Here is a 15459-nt window from a genome sequence, read left to right on the forward strand (position 1 = left end):
CCTATGCTCCACCCCGATGGCTGGCTTTGCCAAGTGGAAGCCCCGGCGGCATACTCGCCGATAGTCGAAGAAGCGATCGGAACGCCTTATGGCGTGATCGACGCCACGGGCCTAGGGAGTAACGACGTCATGGGCAAATTGGATGAGGTCTATCGCCGCTCGATGGAGGATCCGGACGGATTCTGGGCCGAGCAGGCGGAGGCGATCGATTGGGACCGCAAATGGGACAAGGTGCGCGACGATAGCGGCGCCCCCCATTTCTATCGCTGGTTCACGGGCGGTAAGCTCAACACCTGCCATAACTGCCTGGACCGGCATGTCGCGGCCGGTCGCGGCGACCAGACCGCCATCATCCATGATAGCCCGATCACCGGCACAAAGCGCAGCCTGACCTATGCCCAAATGCTGGACCGCACGGCACGCGCCGCCGGCATGCTGAAGGCGATGGGCGTCGGCCTGGGCGACCGCGTCATCATCTATATGCCGGTCATTCCGGAAGCCGCGATCGCGATGCTGGCCTGCGCGCGCATCGGGGCGGTGCATTCGGTGGTGTTCGGCGGCTTCGCGGCCAATGAGTTGGCCAAGCGGATCGACGATTCCGGCGCTGTCGCCATCCTGAGCGCGAGTTGCGGGCTGGAACCCGGCCGCACCATCGAATACCAGCCGATCGTGGAGAAGGCGTTGACCCTCTCCAAGGGCACGGTGAAATCGATCGCCGTCGTCGCGCGCGATCAGGCCCCCTGGACGTTGAAGGAAGGCCGCGACGTCGACTGGACCCAGGCATTGGAGGCCGCGACACCCACCGAATGCGTTTCGGTCGAGGCGACGGACCCGCTCTATATCCTCTACACCTCCGGCACCACGGGCATGCCGAAGGGCGTGGTCCGCGACAATGGCGGGCACGCGGTCGCGCTGAAATTCTCGATGAAGGCGGTCTACGATATCGAACCGGGGGAGGTGTTCTGGACCGCCTCCGACGTCGGTTGGGCGGTCGGCCACAGCTACACCGTCTACGGTCCCCTCCTGCATGGCGCCACCAGCCTGATGTTCGAGGGTAAGCCGGTCGGCACGCCCGATGCCGGCGTCTTCTGGCGCGTGATCGAGGAGCATGGCGTCGTCACCCTCTTCACCGCGCCGACGGCCTTCCGCGCCATCAAGAAGGAGGACCCGAAGGGCGACTTCATCGGGAAATACGATATCTCCACCCTGCGCGCGCTGTTCCTGGCGGGGGAGCGATGCGACCCCGACACCCTGCATTGGGCGGAGGACATGCTGGGCGTGCCGGTGATCGATCACTGGTGGCAGACGGAAAGCGGCTGGCCGATGGCCGCCAACCCGTTGGGTATCGAGAAGCTGCCGGTCAAGGCGGGCTCGCCCACGCGGCCGGTGCCGGGCTATGACGTGCGCATCCTCGATTCACGATTGAACGAGATGCCACGTGGCGAGATGGGGGCGATCTGCGTCAAGCTGCCGATGCCGCCTTCCTGCCTGCCGACACTGTGGCAGGCGGACGACCGCTTCATCTCCTCCTATCTGGTCGACTATCCCGGATATTATAAGACCGGCGACGCCGGCTATATGGACGAGGACGGCTATATCTATGTCATGGGCCGCACGGACGACGTCATCAACGTCGCCGGTCACCGGCTTTCGACCGGCGCCATGGAGGAAATCCTGGCCGCCCATCCGGATGTCGCGGAATGCGCCGTCGTGGGCGTGGCCGACCCGTTGAAGGGGCAACTCCCCCTCGGCCTATTGGTGCTGAAGGCCGGCGTCGACCGCCCCGACGCAGAGATCGCCGCCGAGGTCGTGAAGGCCGTGCGCGACGAGATCGGCGCCGTCGCCGCCTTCAAGACCGCCATCGTGGTCAAGCGGCTGCCCAAGACCCGGTCCGGCAAGATCCTCCGCCGTTCCATCGCCGGGCTGGCGGAAGGCCAGGCGGTCGAGCCGCCGGCGACGATCGACGACCCCCTGATCCTGGACGAGATCAAGGATGTGATGGCGGGGTCCGGAGTCCGGAAATAGAGGCGTCGAAAGGGGACGCGTTTCCATGGTTCCGCCGGGTGGCGGGCGGGCGGCATGATCTGGCGGGCGGGCGGCATGAATGGCGGGCGGGTGGCGCGATCGCGTGGCCTGTCCTTGCCGGGGCGGCTCGTGTATGGCTTGCCACGGAATAGGAACCGCGCGGCCGCATCCCAGGAAAGACACGCCCATGCCCCAGATATGGAAGACCGAATTGCCCCTGCCGGACGAGGCGACGGCCGAAGCCTTCGGGGCGGCCGTGGACGGCCTCGTGCTGGGACACGCGGCCTTCGAGATACCGGACGGCGCCGGTCCTGGCGGCAATCCGGGCAGCGCCAAGCGCTGGTCCCTGGAGTTCTATACGGACGGTATGCCCGATTGGGGTTTCCTGGGTCCGCGCATTGCCCTGGCCGCGGCCGAATGCGGCATCAAGGAACCCAAGCCGCACGCCGCCCCCCTGCCCGAGGTCGATTGGGTCGCGGAGAACCAGAAGAGCTTTCCCCCGATCCGTGCCGGGCGTTTCCACGTCCGCCAGGAGTTCTCCACCGACCGACCGCCGGCGGGCACGGTGGAATTGATCGTCAATGCCGGCACCGCCTTCGGCACCGGCACGCATGCGACCACGCGCGGATGCCTTCTGATGCTGGATGCGTTGTTGAAACGCTCCCGGCCGGTGAACGCCCTCGACCTCGGCTGTGGGACGGGCATCCTGGCGATGGGTTTGGCATGGGTTACCCGACGCCCCGTCGCGGCGAGCGACATCGACCCCGAAGCCGTGCGCGTCGCGGCGGAGAACGCACGGCTCAACCGCCTCGGCGCCTATCTGCGTCCGGTGACGGCGCCCGGGTTGCGGCATCCGGTCCTTTCCCGGCGCGCACCCTATGACCTGATCATCGCGAATATCCTGGCGCGGCCGCTGGTCACCCTCGCGCCGTCGATCACGCGGGCGACGGACGGACCGGTCATGCTTTCCGGCCTGTTGGTGGAACAGGAGCCGATGGTGCTGAACGCCTATCGCGCCCAGGGCCTGAGCCTGCGCGACAGGCGTCGGATCGACGGCTGGTCGACCCTGCTGCTCGATCGATAGAGCCCAAAACGCGAAGCGGCCGACCCGGGGGGTGGGTCGGCCGCCGGCCCGTTGTCACGGGCGGCGGAGAAAGAGGATCGCACGGTCTCCGTGCGCTCCAATCGCGTCTCCGCATCGCGTTCGGATCGCCGCCGCCATCGGGGGAGGAGGGGGAGGTGGCGGCGCCGATCCCTTGTCACCCCATATGTTCACGCCATGGCCCGGCTGCGACGGCACCTTTTGCATGCCCCCCATGTCCATTTCGCATGGCCACGCGCCTCTCCTTGCCAAGCACGCAAGGCGCGCTTAACTCTCTCTCACCATGATCAGAGGGAGTGATACCGGCATGCCCGGCCCCGACGCGACGATCCTTCCGCAAGAGTCCGCGATGTCGGACGGCCTTGGCGTCATGCCGGCACCGGCGGAGCGCTTGACGCACCTGCGCGAGGAATTGCGCGCACGGCGCCTCGACGGTTTTCTCGCCCCGCGCACCGACGCCTTCATGGGCGAATACATGCCCGCCTGCGCCGAGCGGGTTCAGTGGCTGACCGGCTTCGCGGGCTCCGCCGGCTTTGTCGGGGTGGCGATGGAAAGCGCCGCGATCTTCGTCGACGGGCGCTACACGCTGCAGGTTCGCGACCAGGTGGATGTCGAGGCCTTCGTGCCACGTTCCATCGCCGACGAACCGCCGACCGCCTGGATCGCGGAGAGCTTCGAGGCCGGCGCGCGCATCGGCTACGACCCGTGGCTGCACACCCGCGCGGGCCTGAAACGCCTTGCCGACGCGGCGGCGGAGATCGGCGCCGAGCTCATCGCCCTGGACGACAATCCGATCGACGCGGTCTGGACCAACCGCCCCGCCTTTCCGGATGCGCCGGTCCACGCGCACGGCCTTGAATTCGCGGGAGAGAGCTCGGAGGATAAGCGGCTGCGCCTGGGCGCGGACCTCGCCCGCCGAAACATCGACGCCGCCGTCGTCACGGCGAGCGACAGCGTCGCCTGGCTGCTGAATATCCGGGGCGCGGACGTGCCGAACTGCCCATTGGCGCTCAGCTACGTCATTCTCGCCTCCGACGGGACGGTCGATTGGTTCATCGATCCCGCGAAGGTCGATGAAACGGTGCGGGAGGCGCTCGGCGACGCCGTCGCGATCCGCCCGCTGGCGGAATTCGCCGGCGCGCTGGAGGCGCTCGGCACGGACGGCGCGCGCATCCAGGCCGACCCGACCGGCAGCCCGGTCGCCGTCTTCGACCGCCTGATGGCGGGCGGTGCCGAGATCGCCGAACGGGCCGACCCCTGCCTCCTGCCGAAGGCCCGGAAGAACGAAATCGAGGTCGAGGGCGCGCGCATCGCCCATCGGCGCGACGGCGCCGCGCTCGCCGCCTTCCTGCATTGGCTGGACGAAACCGCCCCGGGCGGAACGATCACCGAACTCGATGCGATCGAGAAGCTCCATGACCTGCGCACGCGGGGAGAAAGATTCCACGGCCCCAGCTTCGATACCATCGCGGGCTATGGCGGCAACGGCGCCATCGTCCACTACCGGGCGAGCGAGGAAACAAACCGGCGGATCGAACCGGGCAGCCTGCTGCTGGTCGATTCCGGCGGCCAATATGACGAGGGCACGACCGACGTCACCCGCACCATCGCGATCGGCATGCCGAGCGACGAGATGAGCAAGCGCTTCACCCAGGTCCTGAAGGGGCATATCGCGATCGCGACCGCCCGCTTCCCCACGGGAGTAACGGGCAGTCAACTCGACCCCTTCGCGCGCGCCGCGCTATGGGCGGACGGGGTCGATTACGACCACGGCACGGGCCATGGCGTCGGCAGTTTCCTCAATGTCCATGAAGGACCGCAGCGCATCTCCAAGGGCCACAGCACCACGGCGTTGGAGATGGGGATGATCGTTTCGAACGAACCCGGCTATTACAAGACCGACGGGTTCGGCATCCGGATCGAGAATCTGGTGGTCGTCTACCCCGTCATCGATATCCCGGCGGACGCGGAGAAGGACCTGCTCGGTTTCGAGACGCTGACGCTCGCCCCGATCGACCGGCGCCTGATCGATCCAGCCTTGTTGAGCGCGGCCGAGCGCCAATGGCTCGACGATTATCACGCCCGCGTGCTGGAGGAGATCCGCCCGATGGTGGAGGACCCGGTGCGCGATTGGCTGGAACGGGCCTGCGCGCCGCTCGACGCCTGAGCGGGCGCCCTCCCGATCCCTTGCAAGCTTTCGCCCGATCGGGCAAGAAACGCCCTCATCCACGCATGAGAGGGCGTTTCGATCCCCATGAGCCTCCGGATTCACGATACAGCCACCCGCCGCAAGGCGACGTTCGAACCCCGCGACCCGAACGATGTGCGGATGTATGTCTGTGGACCGACGGTCTATGATCGGATTCACATCGGCAATGCGCGCCCACTGATCGTCTTCGACGTGCTCTATCGCCTGTTGCGAACGCTTTATCCGTCCGTGCGCTATGTCCGGAACATCACGGACATCGACGACAAGATCAACAACCGCGCGGCCGAGCGCGGGATCGAGATCGGCACGCTGACGGCGGAGACCATCGCGCAATTCCATGAGGATGTCGGCGAACTGGGCTGCCTGCCGCCGGATGTCGAATCCCGCGCGACCGAAACCATTCCGGAGATCATCGCGCTGATCGAACGGCTGATCGCGAACGGTCACGCCTATGCGCTCGACGACGGGCATGTGCTGTTCCATGTGCCGAGTTGGGAGGGGTACGGCCGCTTCGCCAACAAGGACCGGGAGGAGCAGGTCGCCGGCGCGCGCGTCGATGTCGCGAGCTATAAGCGCGACCCGGCCGACTTCGTCCTGTGGAAACCGTCCGACGACACGCAGCCCGGCTGGGAGAGCCCCTGGGGACCGCCGGGACGCACGCGCGGCCGGCCGGGATGGCACATCGAATGCTCCGCCATGTCGGAGAAACATCTGGGTCCGGATTTCGATATCCATGGCGGCGGGCTCGACCTCGTCTTCCCGCATCACCAGAACGAGATCGCGCAAAGCTGCTGCGCCCATCCGGAGGGCGAGCGCGAGGGGCGCTTCGCCAAATACTGGATGCACAACGGCTATGTGATGAGCGAGGGCGAGAAGATGTCCAAGTCGTTGGGCAACTTCTACACCGTGCGCGAGCTGCTGGACGAGTTTCCGGGCGAGGTGCTGCGGCTCGTCATCCTGAAGACGCACTATCGCTCGCCGCTCGACTTCTCCAAGGAAAAATGCCGGGAGGCGAAGGCGGAACTGGACGGTTTCTATCGTCGGATTGGCAGGGCGACACCGGATAGTTCGGGCGAAGCTCCAGCGGCAGTACGCGAGGCGCTGCTCGACGACCTCAACACGCCGAAGGCCATCGCGGCCCTGCATGAATGCGACGATCCGGCGGCCTTCGCGGCGGGCGCGACACTGCTCGGCCTGCTGCAAAAGGACGCGGAAAGCTGGTTCAAGGGCGGTACCGACGGCCCCGAGGCCGAGGAGGTCGAACGGCTGATCGAGGAGCGCAAGGCGGCGAAGAAATCCAAGGATTTCGCCGCCGCCGACCGCATTCGCGACGATCTGGCCGCGCGCGGCGTGGTGCTGGAGGACAAGCCCGGCGGCATCACCGAATGGCGGCGCGGATAGTACGGGCGTTGTTGCCCACCGCCCGGCCAACCCCTAAGGATGACGGGCCAACATCCCGCCCCGCCCCTTCCCGGCAATGATCATGGGCGGAAAAACGAGTCCGAGAGAATAGTCCGATGAGCGATCGTCTCTACCTGTTCGACACGACGCTGCGCGACGGCGCGCAGACGCAAGGCGTGGATTTCTCGGTCGCCGACAAGGAGGCGATCGCCAGTGCCCTGGACATGATCGGCATCGACTATATCGAGGGGGGCTGGCCCGGCGCGAACCCGACCGACGACGCCTTCTTCCAGAAGCCGCCCCGGCTCGCCAGCGCGACGCTCGTCGCCTTCGGCATGACCCGCCGGCCCGGCCGCTCGGCGGAGAACGACCCGGGCCTCGCCCCCATCCTGTCTTCCAAGGCGGGGGCGGCCTGTCTCGTCGGCAAGAGCTGGGATTTCCATGTCGATGTCGCGCTCGAGATCGAGCGGGAGGAGAATGTCGCGATGATCCGCGACTCCATCGCGTTGGCCAAGGAACGCAAGGGCCTCGCGATGTACGACGCGGAGCATTTCTTCGACGGCTTCAAGGCGAACAAGGCTTTCGCGCTCGATTGCGTGACGGCTGCCTATGAGGCGGGCGCGCGCTGGATCGTGCTGTGCGACACCAACGGCGGTACCCTGCCCGACGAGATAGAGCGCATCGTCGCCGAGGTGACGGCGCATGTGCCGGGAAGCCACCTCGGCATCCACGCCCATAACGACACGGAGAACGCGGTCGCCAACAGCCTCGCCGCCGTACGCGCCGGCGTACGGCAGGTGCAGGGCACCATCAACGGGTTGGGGGAGCGCTGCGGCAACGCCAACATAATGGCGCTGATCCCCTCGCTCGTCCTCAAGATGGGGATGGATTGCGGCGTATCGAAAGACCGGCTGAAGGATCTGACCGGCCTTTCGCGCCTGCTGGACGAACGCCTCAACCGCCAGCCGAACCGGCATCAGGCTTATGTCGGCGACGCGGCCTTCGCGCATAAGGGGGGCCTGCACGTCTCCGCCGTCGCGAAGGACCCACGTACCTACGAACATATCGACCCCGCGCTGGTCGGGAACCGCCGCCACATCGTCGTCTCCGACCAGGCCGGGCGCTCCAATGTCGTCGCCATGCTGAACGAAATCGGCGTCGAACTGGAGGAGCCGGCCCTGCGCCGCCTGCTGGAACGGGTGAAGGAGCAGGAATTCAAGGGCTATGCCTATGACGGGGCGGAGGCTTCCTTCGAACTGCTGGCGCGGCGCACGCTGGGCGAGGTGCCGGATTATTTCGACCTGATCCGCTTCCGCGTGATCGACGAGCGCCGGCGCAACGCGATCGGCAATCTGGTCACCGAGTCCGAGGCCACCGTGATGGTCGAGGTCGCCGGCGAACAGGCCATGCGCGTGGCCAACGGCAACGGGCCCGTGAACGCCTTGGACACCGCGCTGCGCGATGCCTTGAAGGGGCGCTATCCGGATTTGGAGGCGATGCACCTCATCGACTACAAGGTCCGCATCATGCCGCCCGCGGCCGACGGCACCGGAACCGACGCCGTCACCCGCGTCACCATCGAGAGCCGGGACGAAGCCGGCGCGCGCTGGACCACCGTCGGCGTTTCCGCCAACATCATCGACGCTTCCGTCATGGCGCTCTACGACGCCTATGCCTATCGACTGTTCCGCGCGGGCGCGCGAGGGGCCTGACGACACGGACGATCATGCCATGACCGACGACCCAGCCCGCGCCCAAACCGTCATCGACACCGCGCGCGCGATGAATGCGTCCGGGATCAACCAGGGAAAGTCGGGGAATGTCTCCGTCCGGGGCGCCGACGGCACGACCCTGCTGATCACGCCGAGCGGCGTCGCCTATGACGATCTGACCCCCGGCGATATCGTCCCCGTCGATATCGCGAGCGGTGAGGCGCGCGGCCCCCTCCTGCCATCGAGCGAGTGGCGCATGCATCGCGACATCTACCGCGCGCGGCCGGAGGCCGGGGCGGTGGTGCACACCCACTCCACCTTCTCCACCGCGCTGGCCTGCCGAGAGGAATCGATCCCCGCCTTCCACTACATGGTGGCGGTCGCGGGCGGTACCGACATCCGCTGCGCGCCCTATGCGACCTTCGGCACGCAGGCGCTATCGGATCACATGATCGCGGCGCTCGACGGGCGGAAGGCCTGCCTGCTCGCCAATCATGGGATGATCTGTTTCGAGGCGAACGCGCCGAAAGCCCTGGCGCTGGCCGTGGAGGTGGAGACCCTGTCGCGGCAATATTGGCACGCCTGCCAGGGTGGCCACCCCACCATCCTCTCCGACGCCGAAATGGCGGAGGTGCTGGAAAAGTTCAAAAGCTACGGCAAGCAACCGGGTCGAGGCGGTGGCGACTGATTAGGACCGCCCCGCGGCCCTGCCCCGATCAGTTCTGGGCCAGCTTGGCCGAGCTGGGCGCAATCGGCAGGCAGTCGAAATCCCGGCGCTGCAGGGCACGGCAAGCGCGGCGCGCGGCGCTTTCATCCTCGATCCCGCCAAGACGCCCGCGATAAAGCCCCCGTCCCGTCACCCGGTCGATGACGATGCTGAGCCCCTCGCCGAGACCGGAGAGCGAACCATGCGCCTTCTCCGCCAATCGGCGGGCGGAGTCCGGATCCTTGAAGGCACCGACCTGAATCTTCCACGGCCCCGTGCGGACGAGGGAATCGCGGGCAACCCGCGCGATCACCGCCTCCGACGACGCGAGTTGCGCGGAAACGACCTGCGCGCCCACGATCTCGCCGTTCCCCTGCTGGATCACCAGCCGGTCCAGTTGCTGCGTCGGATCGGCATCGCCCTGCGCGATCGCCGGCGCGCTGCCGGTATTCCGGAAGGGATTGAGGGCGTCGAGTTCCTGCGCGACGCGCGCGGCCTCGGCCGCGGTGGCGGCGATCTCTGCCCTGCTCGGGATCTGGGCGACACGCACGAAGCCCTGGTCGAGCAGCGTTTCCATATGCGCGTCACGCGTCTTGGCCGTGCGGCCGCCAAAGACGACGCCGATCAGGCGGCGCCCCTGACGCTCCACCGAGGCGACGAGATTGAAGCCGCTGGCGCGCGTATAGCCGGTCTTGATGCCGTCCGTCCCGGTGTAATGGCCCAACAGGTTGTTATGATTGCCATAGGTGCGGCCGTTGAAGGAGAAGCTCTTCCGGCTGAAATAATGATAATATTGCGGGAAATCGGTCATCACCCGCTGACCGAGAAGCGCCATGTCGCGCGCGGTCGAAAGCTGGCGGCGATTGGGAAGCCCGCTGGCGTTACGGAACGTCGTCCGGCGCATGCCAAGCGCGCGGGCACGCTTCGTCATGTCGAGGGCGAATTTATATTCGGTCTCGCCCAACCCCTCGGCCACGACGGTCGCGACATCGTTCGCGGACTTCGTCACCAGCGCCAGGATGCAATCCTCCACCCGGATCGTCTGCCCCGGCTTCAGGCCGAGCTTCGAAGGCGCCTGCCCGGCCGCGCGCCGGGAGACCTCGAAACGGGTGTCCATCGACACCTCGCCGCGCTCCAGCGCCTCGAAAAGCATGAAGAGCGTCATCATCTTGGTAAGCGAAGCCGGATAATTGCGGGTATCCGCATTGGCCTCGTGCAGCACGCGGCCGGTTTCCATGTCGATAACGATGGAGGCATATTTCGCCTGCGCGGGTTGCGCGACGAATGTAATCGCAAGGATCGCGAGCGCCAGGAAGGTTGCCGCGAATCTCCTCACCGGAGCGCCGGAGCCAGTCATGCCGAACGAATCCTCCCCCTACCCGGGTCGTGCGTACGTCGAAGATGATCGAAGATTAGAATGAGTTATAATCGAAGCGATTCGTTAAGTCTAATGGGAAACTCATTGATTAATTAGGTTTTTTTCTTGATCGCCAAGGGAAGGCATCGTTTGATTCGAAAAATTCAATGTGTAGAGTCGTTTAGCATGGGTGCCCGGATGGACGGGAAAATGCGTCAACACCGTGGCGGAAACCTGGACAACAGAAACATGACGGGAACAAATAAGGCTGGAATAAGCGGATCGCGCTGGCGTGCGCTTTCCGTGGGACTGGTCTTTCTGGCGCTCGGGGCCTGCGCCGGCGACGGACGACTGGATAATCCCTTCGACCGTCGGGCCACTTGGTTCGACCATATATCAGGCGGCGACATCGCGCGCGGCTGCCGCGCGGGCACGGTGCCGGCGGGAACCTATCGCTTCACCGAATTCCGGAATCGCGCCGAGCAGGTTCGGCTCTACGATCTATCCTCCGTCCCCTCCCCCCAGGCGTCCGACGGGATATCCGCGCATCTTTCCGTCCATGTGCTGGAAGGACCGATCCGGATCGGGGGGTGGCCGGTATTGGAGGATCCGTTGCGTCCCTGGCAGGGCGTCGGCGCGGAAACCGGCATTCCGGCGGAACGCGCGGCGGCGATCACCCGTGACGCCCGTGCCGGCGGCCTGGAGGAACCGGCGCCGGAGGGGCGCATCCTTGCTTCGCGCAGCTATTTCTGGCTGGTCGCCGCCTGCCTGGAGGGGGGCCGTTTCGCCTTCCAGGTCTGGGAATGGCCGGATGCGGCCTATAAGGACAGGGCGTTCGCGGAGATCCTGCATGCACTCGACCCGACCGGGATACCGCTCAACACGCCGCCGGTCGGGGAAACGCGTCTCACCAACAGCATCGTTCCACGCGTGCAGGCGGCGCAGACGGGCTATAGCCGTTATACCCATTACGACTTGATCGTGGAGCCGGACGGCGTGCGGACCGGACGGAGCTACGCCCCACGGCTATAGAGGCTCAGCCGTCCTCGTCGCTGGAGACGACATGGAGGCGGCCGGCCGTCTTACCGCCGGGGACGAGCGTATCGGCCCAGGGCCCCTTCGGCATGCGCATGGCGAGTTCGGTGATGTGCTTGTTCCACCATTGGCGCTGCTGCAATACGTCGTCATAGTCGTAATGCGCCTCGCGCCAAAGTCCGTCCCCTGTCGAATAGGTCAGCATGTCGATGGGGAAGCCGACATCCGCCGCGCTGATCCGGGTGGAATCGAAGGACAGATAGGCGAGCTTAAGCGCCGTCGCGAGGTCCGTGTCGCGCGTCAGCGTACGATCCAGGATCGGCTTGCCGTAACTCGTCTCCCCGATCGAGAGATAGGGGGTGCGGCTGCCGATCTCGATCCAATTGCCCTCCGGATAGACCAGGAAGCAGGAGGGCTCGCGATCCTCCGCCATCTTGCCGCACAGGATGGTATGGATATTGAACTTCAGGTTCGACTGCTTGAGGTCGTCCTCGTCCTGGTCGCGCACCTCGCGCAGCTTGCCGCAATAGGCATCGACCGCGTCGAGCATCGAGGCGAAAGGTTTGGCCCCCTTGCGTTGCAGGTCGCGGCGGAAGAAGGCCATCGTCTTGTCGCGGACCGAGCGCAGACCGGAGGTCATCACGACCATTTCCCCCGCCGGGCCGGAGGCGGGAATTCCCAGACGCTCCACCTTGCGCGCGGCGGTCACCTGCGTTCCGGCGGTGATCCGCCCATCGGCGAGGCAGACGATCCCCTCGCGCACCTTTATGGCCAAGCAATAGGTCATACCCTCGAACCCTCTTCCGGCGGTGAATCATGCGGATCGCCGTCGCCCCGGTAAGGGCCACACGATCAGACCGCCAACCCCACACCGTCACGGCGACGGTCGCGCGCCGTCACCGCCCTCATGGAAACTGAATGGAATTCGGTCACGAACCCCCTCGCCCGGACGCCCAGCCTCCGACCGCCGGTCGGAGGCTGGGACAGATTCCGTTCCGCGTCCATAGCAATGACACGGATTTCCTACGCTTCGGTTAACGGCACGCCCCGCTCCGCCGCAGGAGGAAGAATCCAGGTGTTTGATTTCAAAGCATTTTAGATCAACCTCAGCGTTTTATTGTGCAGTGCACAAAAAAATTTCTTGACGCTGACGCATAGCGCACGCATATAGCGAGACGTAGCGATGCTGCGGTGCACAATACGCTATTCGCCCAGGCGAAGGCCACTCCCGCTCATCGCGATCTCGTCCGCGTGACAAGGCGCTGGCGCGCGGACAGCGGAGCGCAGCCGGCCGCACGGACGAGACAGACCGCGTTGGAGCGTGAACCAAATCCCATCCGGGCCCAAGCGGGTCCAACGAGGGCAAGGAAAAGGAGTATCATCATGAGCACGCAGAGCACGACCACCACCAAGAAGGCCGCGACCGTCGGCACCATCGACACGAAGAAGATGGACGAGGCCGTTCAGGTCGGCAAGCAGACCGTCGAGCAGGCCGTCGCCGCGACCAAGGAGCAGGTCGAGAAGGCCTCCACCGCGGCGCTCAAGGGCTATGACGAGTTCGCGACCCTCAACAAGGCGTCGATGGACGCCTATGTGAAGTCCTCGAACATCGTCACCAAGGGTGTCGAGGATCTCGGCAAGGCCTATTTCGCCTTCGCGCAGTCGACCGCCGAGTCGAACGTCGCGGCCGCGAAGAAGCTGATGGGCGCGAAGACGATCAACGACGTCGTCGACATCCAGGCCGAGGTCGCGCGCACCAGCTTCGATAGCTGGGTCGCCGAATCGACCAAGATGTCCGAGCTGTCGATGAAGGTCGCCAACGAAGCCTTCGAGCCGATCCAGGCGCAGTTCACGGCCGTCGTCGAGAAGATGACCAAGCCGGTCGCCGCCTAATCGCGGACACCCCGCCCGGACGGCGCCCAGGCGCCCCCGGCGGCACGAACGAGCGGCCCCGCGCCATCCCGGCGCGGGGCCGCTTTTCTTTTGCAACCGCCCGCGCCCCTTGATATAGAGCCCGCTATCCCCTTCATGGATATCAGGGTGTTCACCGTGCCGCGGACGGCGCGGGATTTCGCCTGCCCGCGCGGAGCCATGCGTCGGGCTTCGATGAAGGCGGAAGCGACATAATGGAGAAACGCGCTATGGCGAAGCTTCTGATGCCCAAGGCGACGGCCGTTTGGCTGATCGACAACACGACGCTCACCTTCGAGCAGATCGCCGCCTTCACGGACCTGCATGAGCTTGAGGTTCAGGCGATCGCCGACGGCGAGGTCGCGGGCGGCATGCAAGGCATCGACCCCGTTCAGGCCGGCCAACTCTCCCAGACGGAGATCGATCGCTGCGAAGGGGACGATACCGCGCGCCTCACCCTCCTCAAGAGCGACATGCCGGAGCCGGTGGTCCGCCACAAGGGCCCGCGCTATACCCCCGTCTCGAAGCGCGCGGACAAGCCGGACGGCATCGCCTGGCTGGTGAAGCATCATCCGGAACTGGTCGACGCGCAGATCGGCCGCCTGATCGGCACCACCAAGCCGACCATCAAGGCGATCCGCGAGCGGACGCACTGGAACAGCGCCAATCTTCGGCCCCGCTCGCCGGTGGAACTCGGCCTGTGTAGCCAGGCGGATCTGTCGATCGAGATCGACCGCGCCATCAAGGCCGGCCGCAAGCCGCTGGAAACGCCGATCCACGAGCCGGTGACGGACGACCCGGAAAGCCTCAGCAACTCCGGCGGTTGGGAAGGGCTGGAGTAACGCTCCCGCCCCGCCTCCGCTCCGGGAAATGCCTGGGGGGACGACGGATGGACGTCACGACGGCCGGGCGTCCGCGAACAGCGCCTTCAACCCCGCCGCCGTCGCGTCGGCCACGCCGCGCTCCGTAATCAGGCCACTGACGAGGCGCGCGGGCGTCACGTCGAAGGCGTCGTTGCGCACGGCGACGCCTTCCGGCGCGATATCGACCTCCACCACCTCTCCTCCGGCCGCCCGGCCGGCGATTCGGGTCAGTTCCGTGCCGCCGCGCTGCTCGATCGGGATATCCGCGATACCGTCCTCCACCGTCCAATCGATGGTGGTGGAGGGCAGTGCGACATAGAAGGGCACCCCATTGTCCTTCGCCGCCAGCGCCTTCAGATAGGTGCCGATCTTATTGCAGACATCGCCGCGCGCCGTCGTGCGATCCGTGCCCGTGATGCAGAGATCGACCAGCCCGTGCTGCATCAGATGGCCACCGGCATTGTCCGCGATCAGGGTATGATCCACGCCGTGCCGCCCCAATTCCCAGGCGGTGAGCGAGGCGCCCTGATTGCGCGGCCGGGTTTCGTCCACCCAGACATGAACCGGCACCCCTTTCTCATGCGCCATATAGATCGGCGCCGTCGCCGTGCCCCAATCCACGGTGGCGAGCCACCCGGCATTGCAATGGGTCAGGATATTGACCGGCTCCCCCGCCGGTTTTTCCGCCGCGACGGCCTCGATCAACGGCAGGCCGTGCCGGCCGATGGCCTTGCAGATTTCCACGTCCGCGTCGCAGATCTCCGCCGCGCGCGCCCAGGCCAGCGCCGCGCGCTCCCCCACCGGGCGGTTGTCGAGCAGGGCGCGCATGATATCGAGCGCCCAGCGCAGATTGACCGCCGTCGGCCGCGTGCCCAGCAAGCGGTCGTGCGCCCGCCGGACACCATCGTCGGACGGGTCCTCGTTCATCGCCAGCGCCATGCCGTAGGCCGCCGTCGCGCCGATCAGCGGCGCGCCGCGCACCAGCATGTCGGATATCGCGCGCGCCGCCGCCTCCATGGTGGAGAGCGTCACGGTTTCGAACCGGTGGGGTAGTTTCGTCTGGTCGATGATGCCGACGGCGCGGCCCGGCGTCTCCACCCAAATCGTGCGATATGGCGTTCCGTCGATTTCCATGGGA

At 66.1% G+C, this 15459-nt stretch carries 12 protein-coding genes; 9 read left to right on the forward strand and 3 right to left on the reverse strand.

Going from position 1 to position 15459, the window contains the following annotated elements; translation table 11 throughout:
* The first annotated feature begins 129 nt into the window (after positions 1-129).
* From KAJ83_RS08570 to KAJ83_RS08595, 6 genes are all read left to right on the forward strand, one after another.
* A complete protein-coding gene (locus KAJ83_RS08570; RefSeq protein WP_210681624.1) occupies positions 130-2025 on the forward strand; it encodes a propionyl-CoA synthetase in 1896 nt (631 codons plus the stop codon).
* Between the two features lie 187 nt (positions 2026-2212).
* Positions 2213-3109, forward strand: coding sequence for a 50S ribosomal protein L11 methyltransferase (locus KAJ83_RS08575; protein WP_210681625.1), 897 nt, complete (start codon positions 2213-2215; stop codon positions 3107-3109).
* A gap of 325 nt (positions 3110-3434) precedes the next feature.
* Positions 3435-5294, forward strand: a complete 1860-nt coding sequence (locus KAJ83_RS08580; RefSeq protein ID WP_246484372.1) for an aminopeptidase P family protein — start codon at positions 3435-3437, stop codon at positions 5292-5294.
* A gap of 87 nt (positions 5295-5381) precedes the next feature.
* The gene (gene cysS, locus KAJ83_RS08585) at positions 5382-6737 is read left to right on the forward strand and encodes a cysteine--tRNA ligase (RefSeq protein WP_210681626.1); all 1356 of its coding nucleotides are present in this window, start codon (positions 5382-5384) and stop codon (positions 6735-6737) included.
* 116 nt (positions 6738-6853) lie between these two features.
* Positions 6854-8449: a citramalate synthase gene (cimA, locus tag KAJ83_RS08590; RefSeq protein ID WP_210681627.1), complete on the forward strand. Its 1596-nt coding sequence runs from the start codon at positions 6854-6856 to the stop codon at positions 8447-8449.
* A 19-nt stretch (positions 8450-8468) separates the two neighbouring features.
* The gene (locus tag KAJ83_RS08595) at positions 8469-9137 is read left to right on the forward strand and encodes a class II aldolase/adducin family protein (protein WP_210681628.1); all 669 of its coding nucleotides are present in this window, start codon (positions 8469-8471) and stop codon (positions 9135-9137) included.
* Positions 9138-9165: 28 nt separating this feature from the next.
* On the opposite strand, the gene KAJ83_RS08600 is transcribed toward KAJ83_RS08595, so the two are convergent.
* Positions 9166-10512, reverse strand: a complete 1347-nt coding sequence (locus KAJ83_RS08600; RefSeq protein ID WP_210681629.1) for a D-alanyl-D-alanine carboxypeptidase — start codon at positions 10510-10512, stop codon at positions 9166-9168.
* A gap of 249 nt (positions 10513-10761) precedes the next feature.
* Between KAJ83_RS08600 and KAJ83_RS08605 the strand changes: the two genes are divergently transcribed.
* On the forward strand, positions 10762-11544 hold the full coding sequence (locus KAJ83_RS08605; RefSeq protein ID WP_210681630.1) for a hypothetical protein: 783 nt from the start codon (positions 10762-10764) through the stop codon (positions 11542-11544).
* A gap of 4 nt (positions 11545-11548) precedes the next feature.
* On the opposite strand, the gene KAJ83_RS08610 is transcribed toward KAJ83_RS08605, so the two are convergent.
* Positions 11549-12334, reverse strand: coding sequence for a proteasome-type protease (locus KAJ83_RS08610; protein ID WP_210681631.1), 786 nt, complete (start codon positions 12332-12334; stop codon positions 11549-11551).
* Positions 12335-12930: 596 nt separating this feature from the next.
* On the opposite strand from KAJ83_RS08610, the gene KAJ83_RS08615 reads away from it, so the two are divergent.
* Positions 12931-13440, forward strand: coding sequence for a phasin family protein (locus KAJ83_RS08615; RefSeq protein WP_210681632.1), 510 nt, complete (start codon positions 12931-12933; stop codon positions 13438-13440).
* Positions 13441-13688: 248 nt separating this feature from the next.
* The gene (locus tag KAJ83_RS08620; protein ID WP_210681633.1) at positions 13689-14300 is read left to right on the forward strand and encodes a DUF1013 domain-containing protein; all 612 of its coding nucleotides are present in this window, start codon (positions 13689-13691) and stop codon (positions 14298-14300) included.
* 54 nt (positions 14301-14354) lie between these two features.
* Here the strand turns inward: KAJ83_RS08620 and mtnA are convergent, their stop codons facing one another.
* Complete coding sequence (mtnA, locus tag KAJ83_RS08625) at positions 14355-15455, reverse strand: S-methyl-5-thioribose-1-phosphate isomerase (protein ID WP_210681634.1); 1101 nt, start codon at positions 15453-15455, stop codon at positions 14355-14357.
* Between the last annotated feature and the right edge of the window lie 4 nt (positions 15456-15459).

The sequence above is a fragment of the Marivibrio halodurans genome (assembly GCF_017963645.1).
GTDB classification, from domain to species: Bacteria; Pseudomonadota; Alphaproteobacteria; order UBA8366; family Aestuariispiraceae; genus Marivibrio; species Marivibrio halodurans.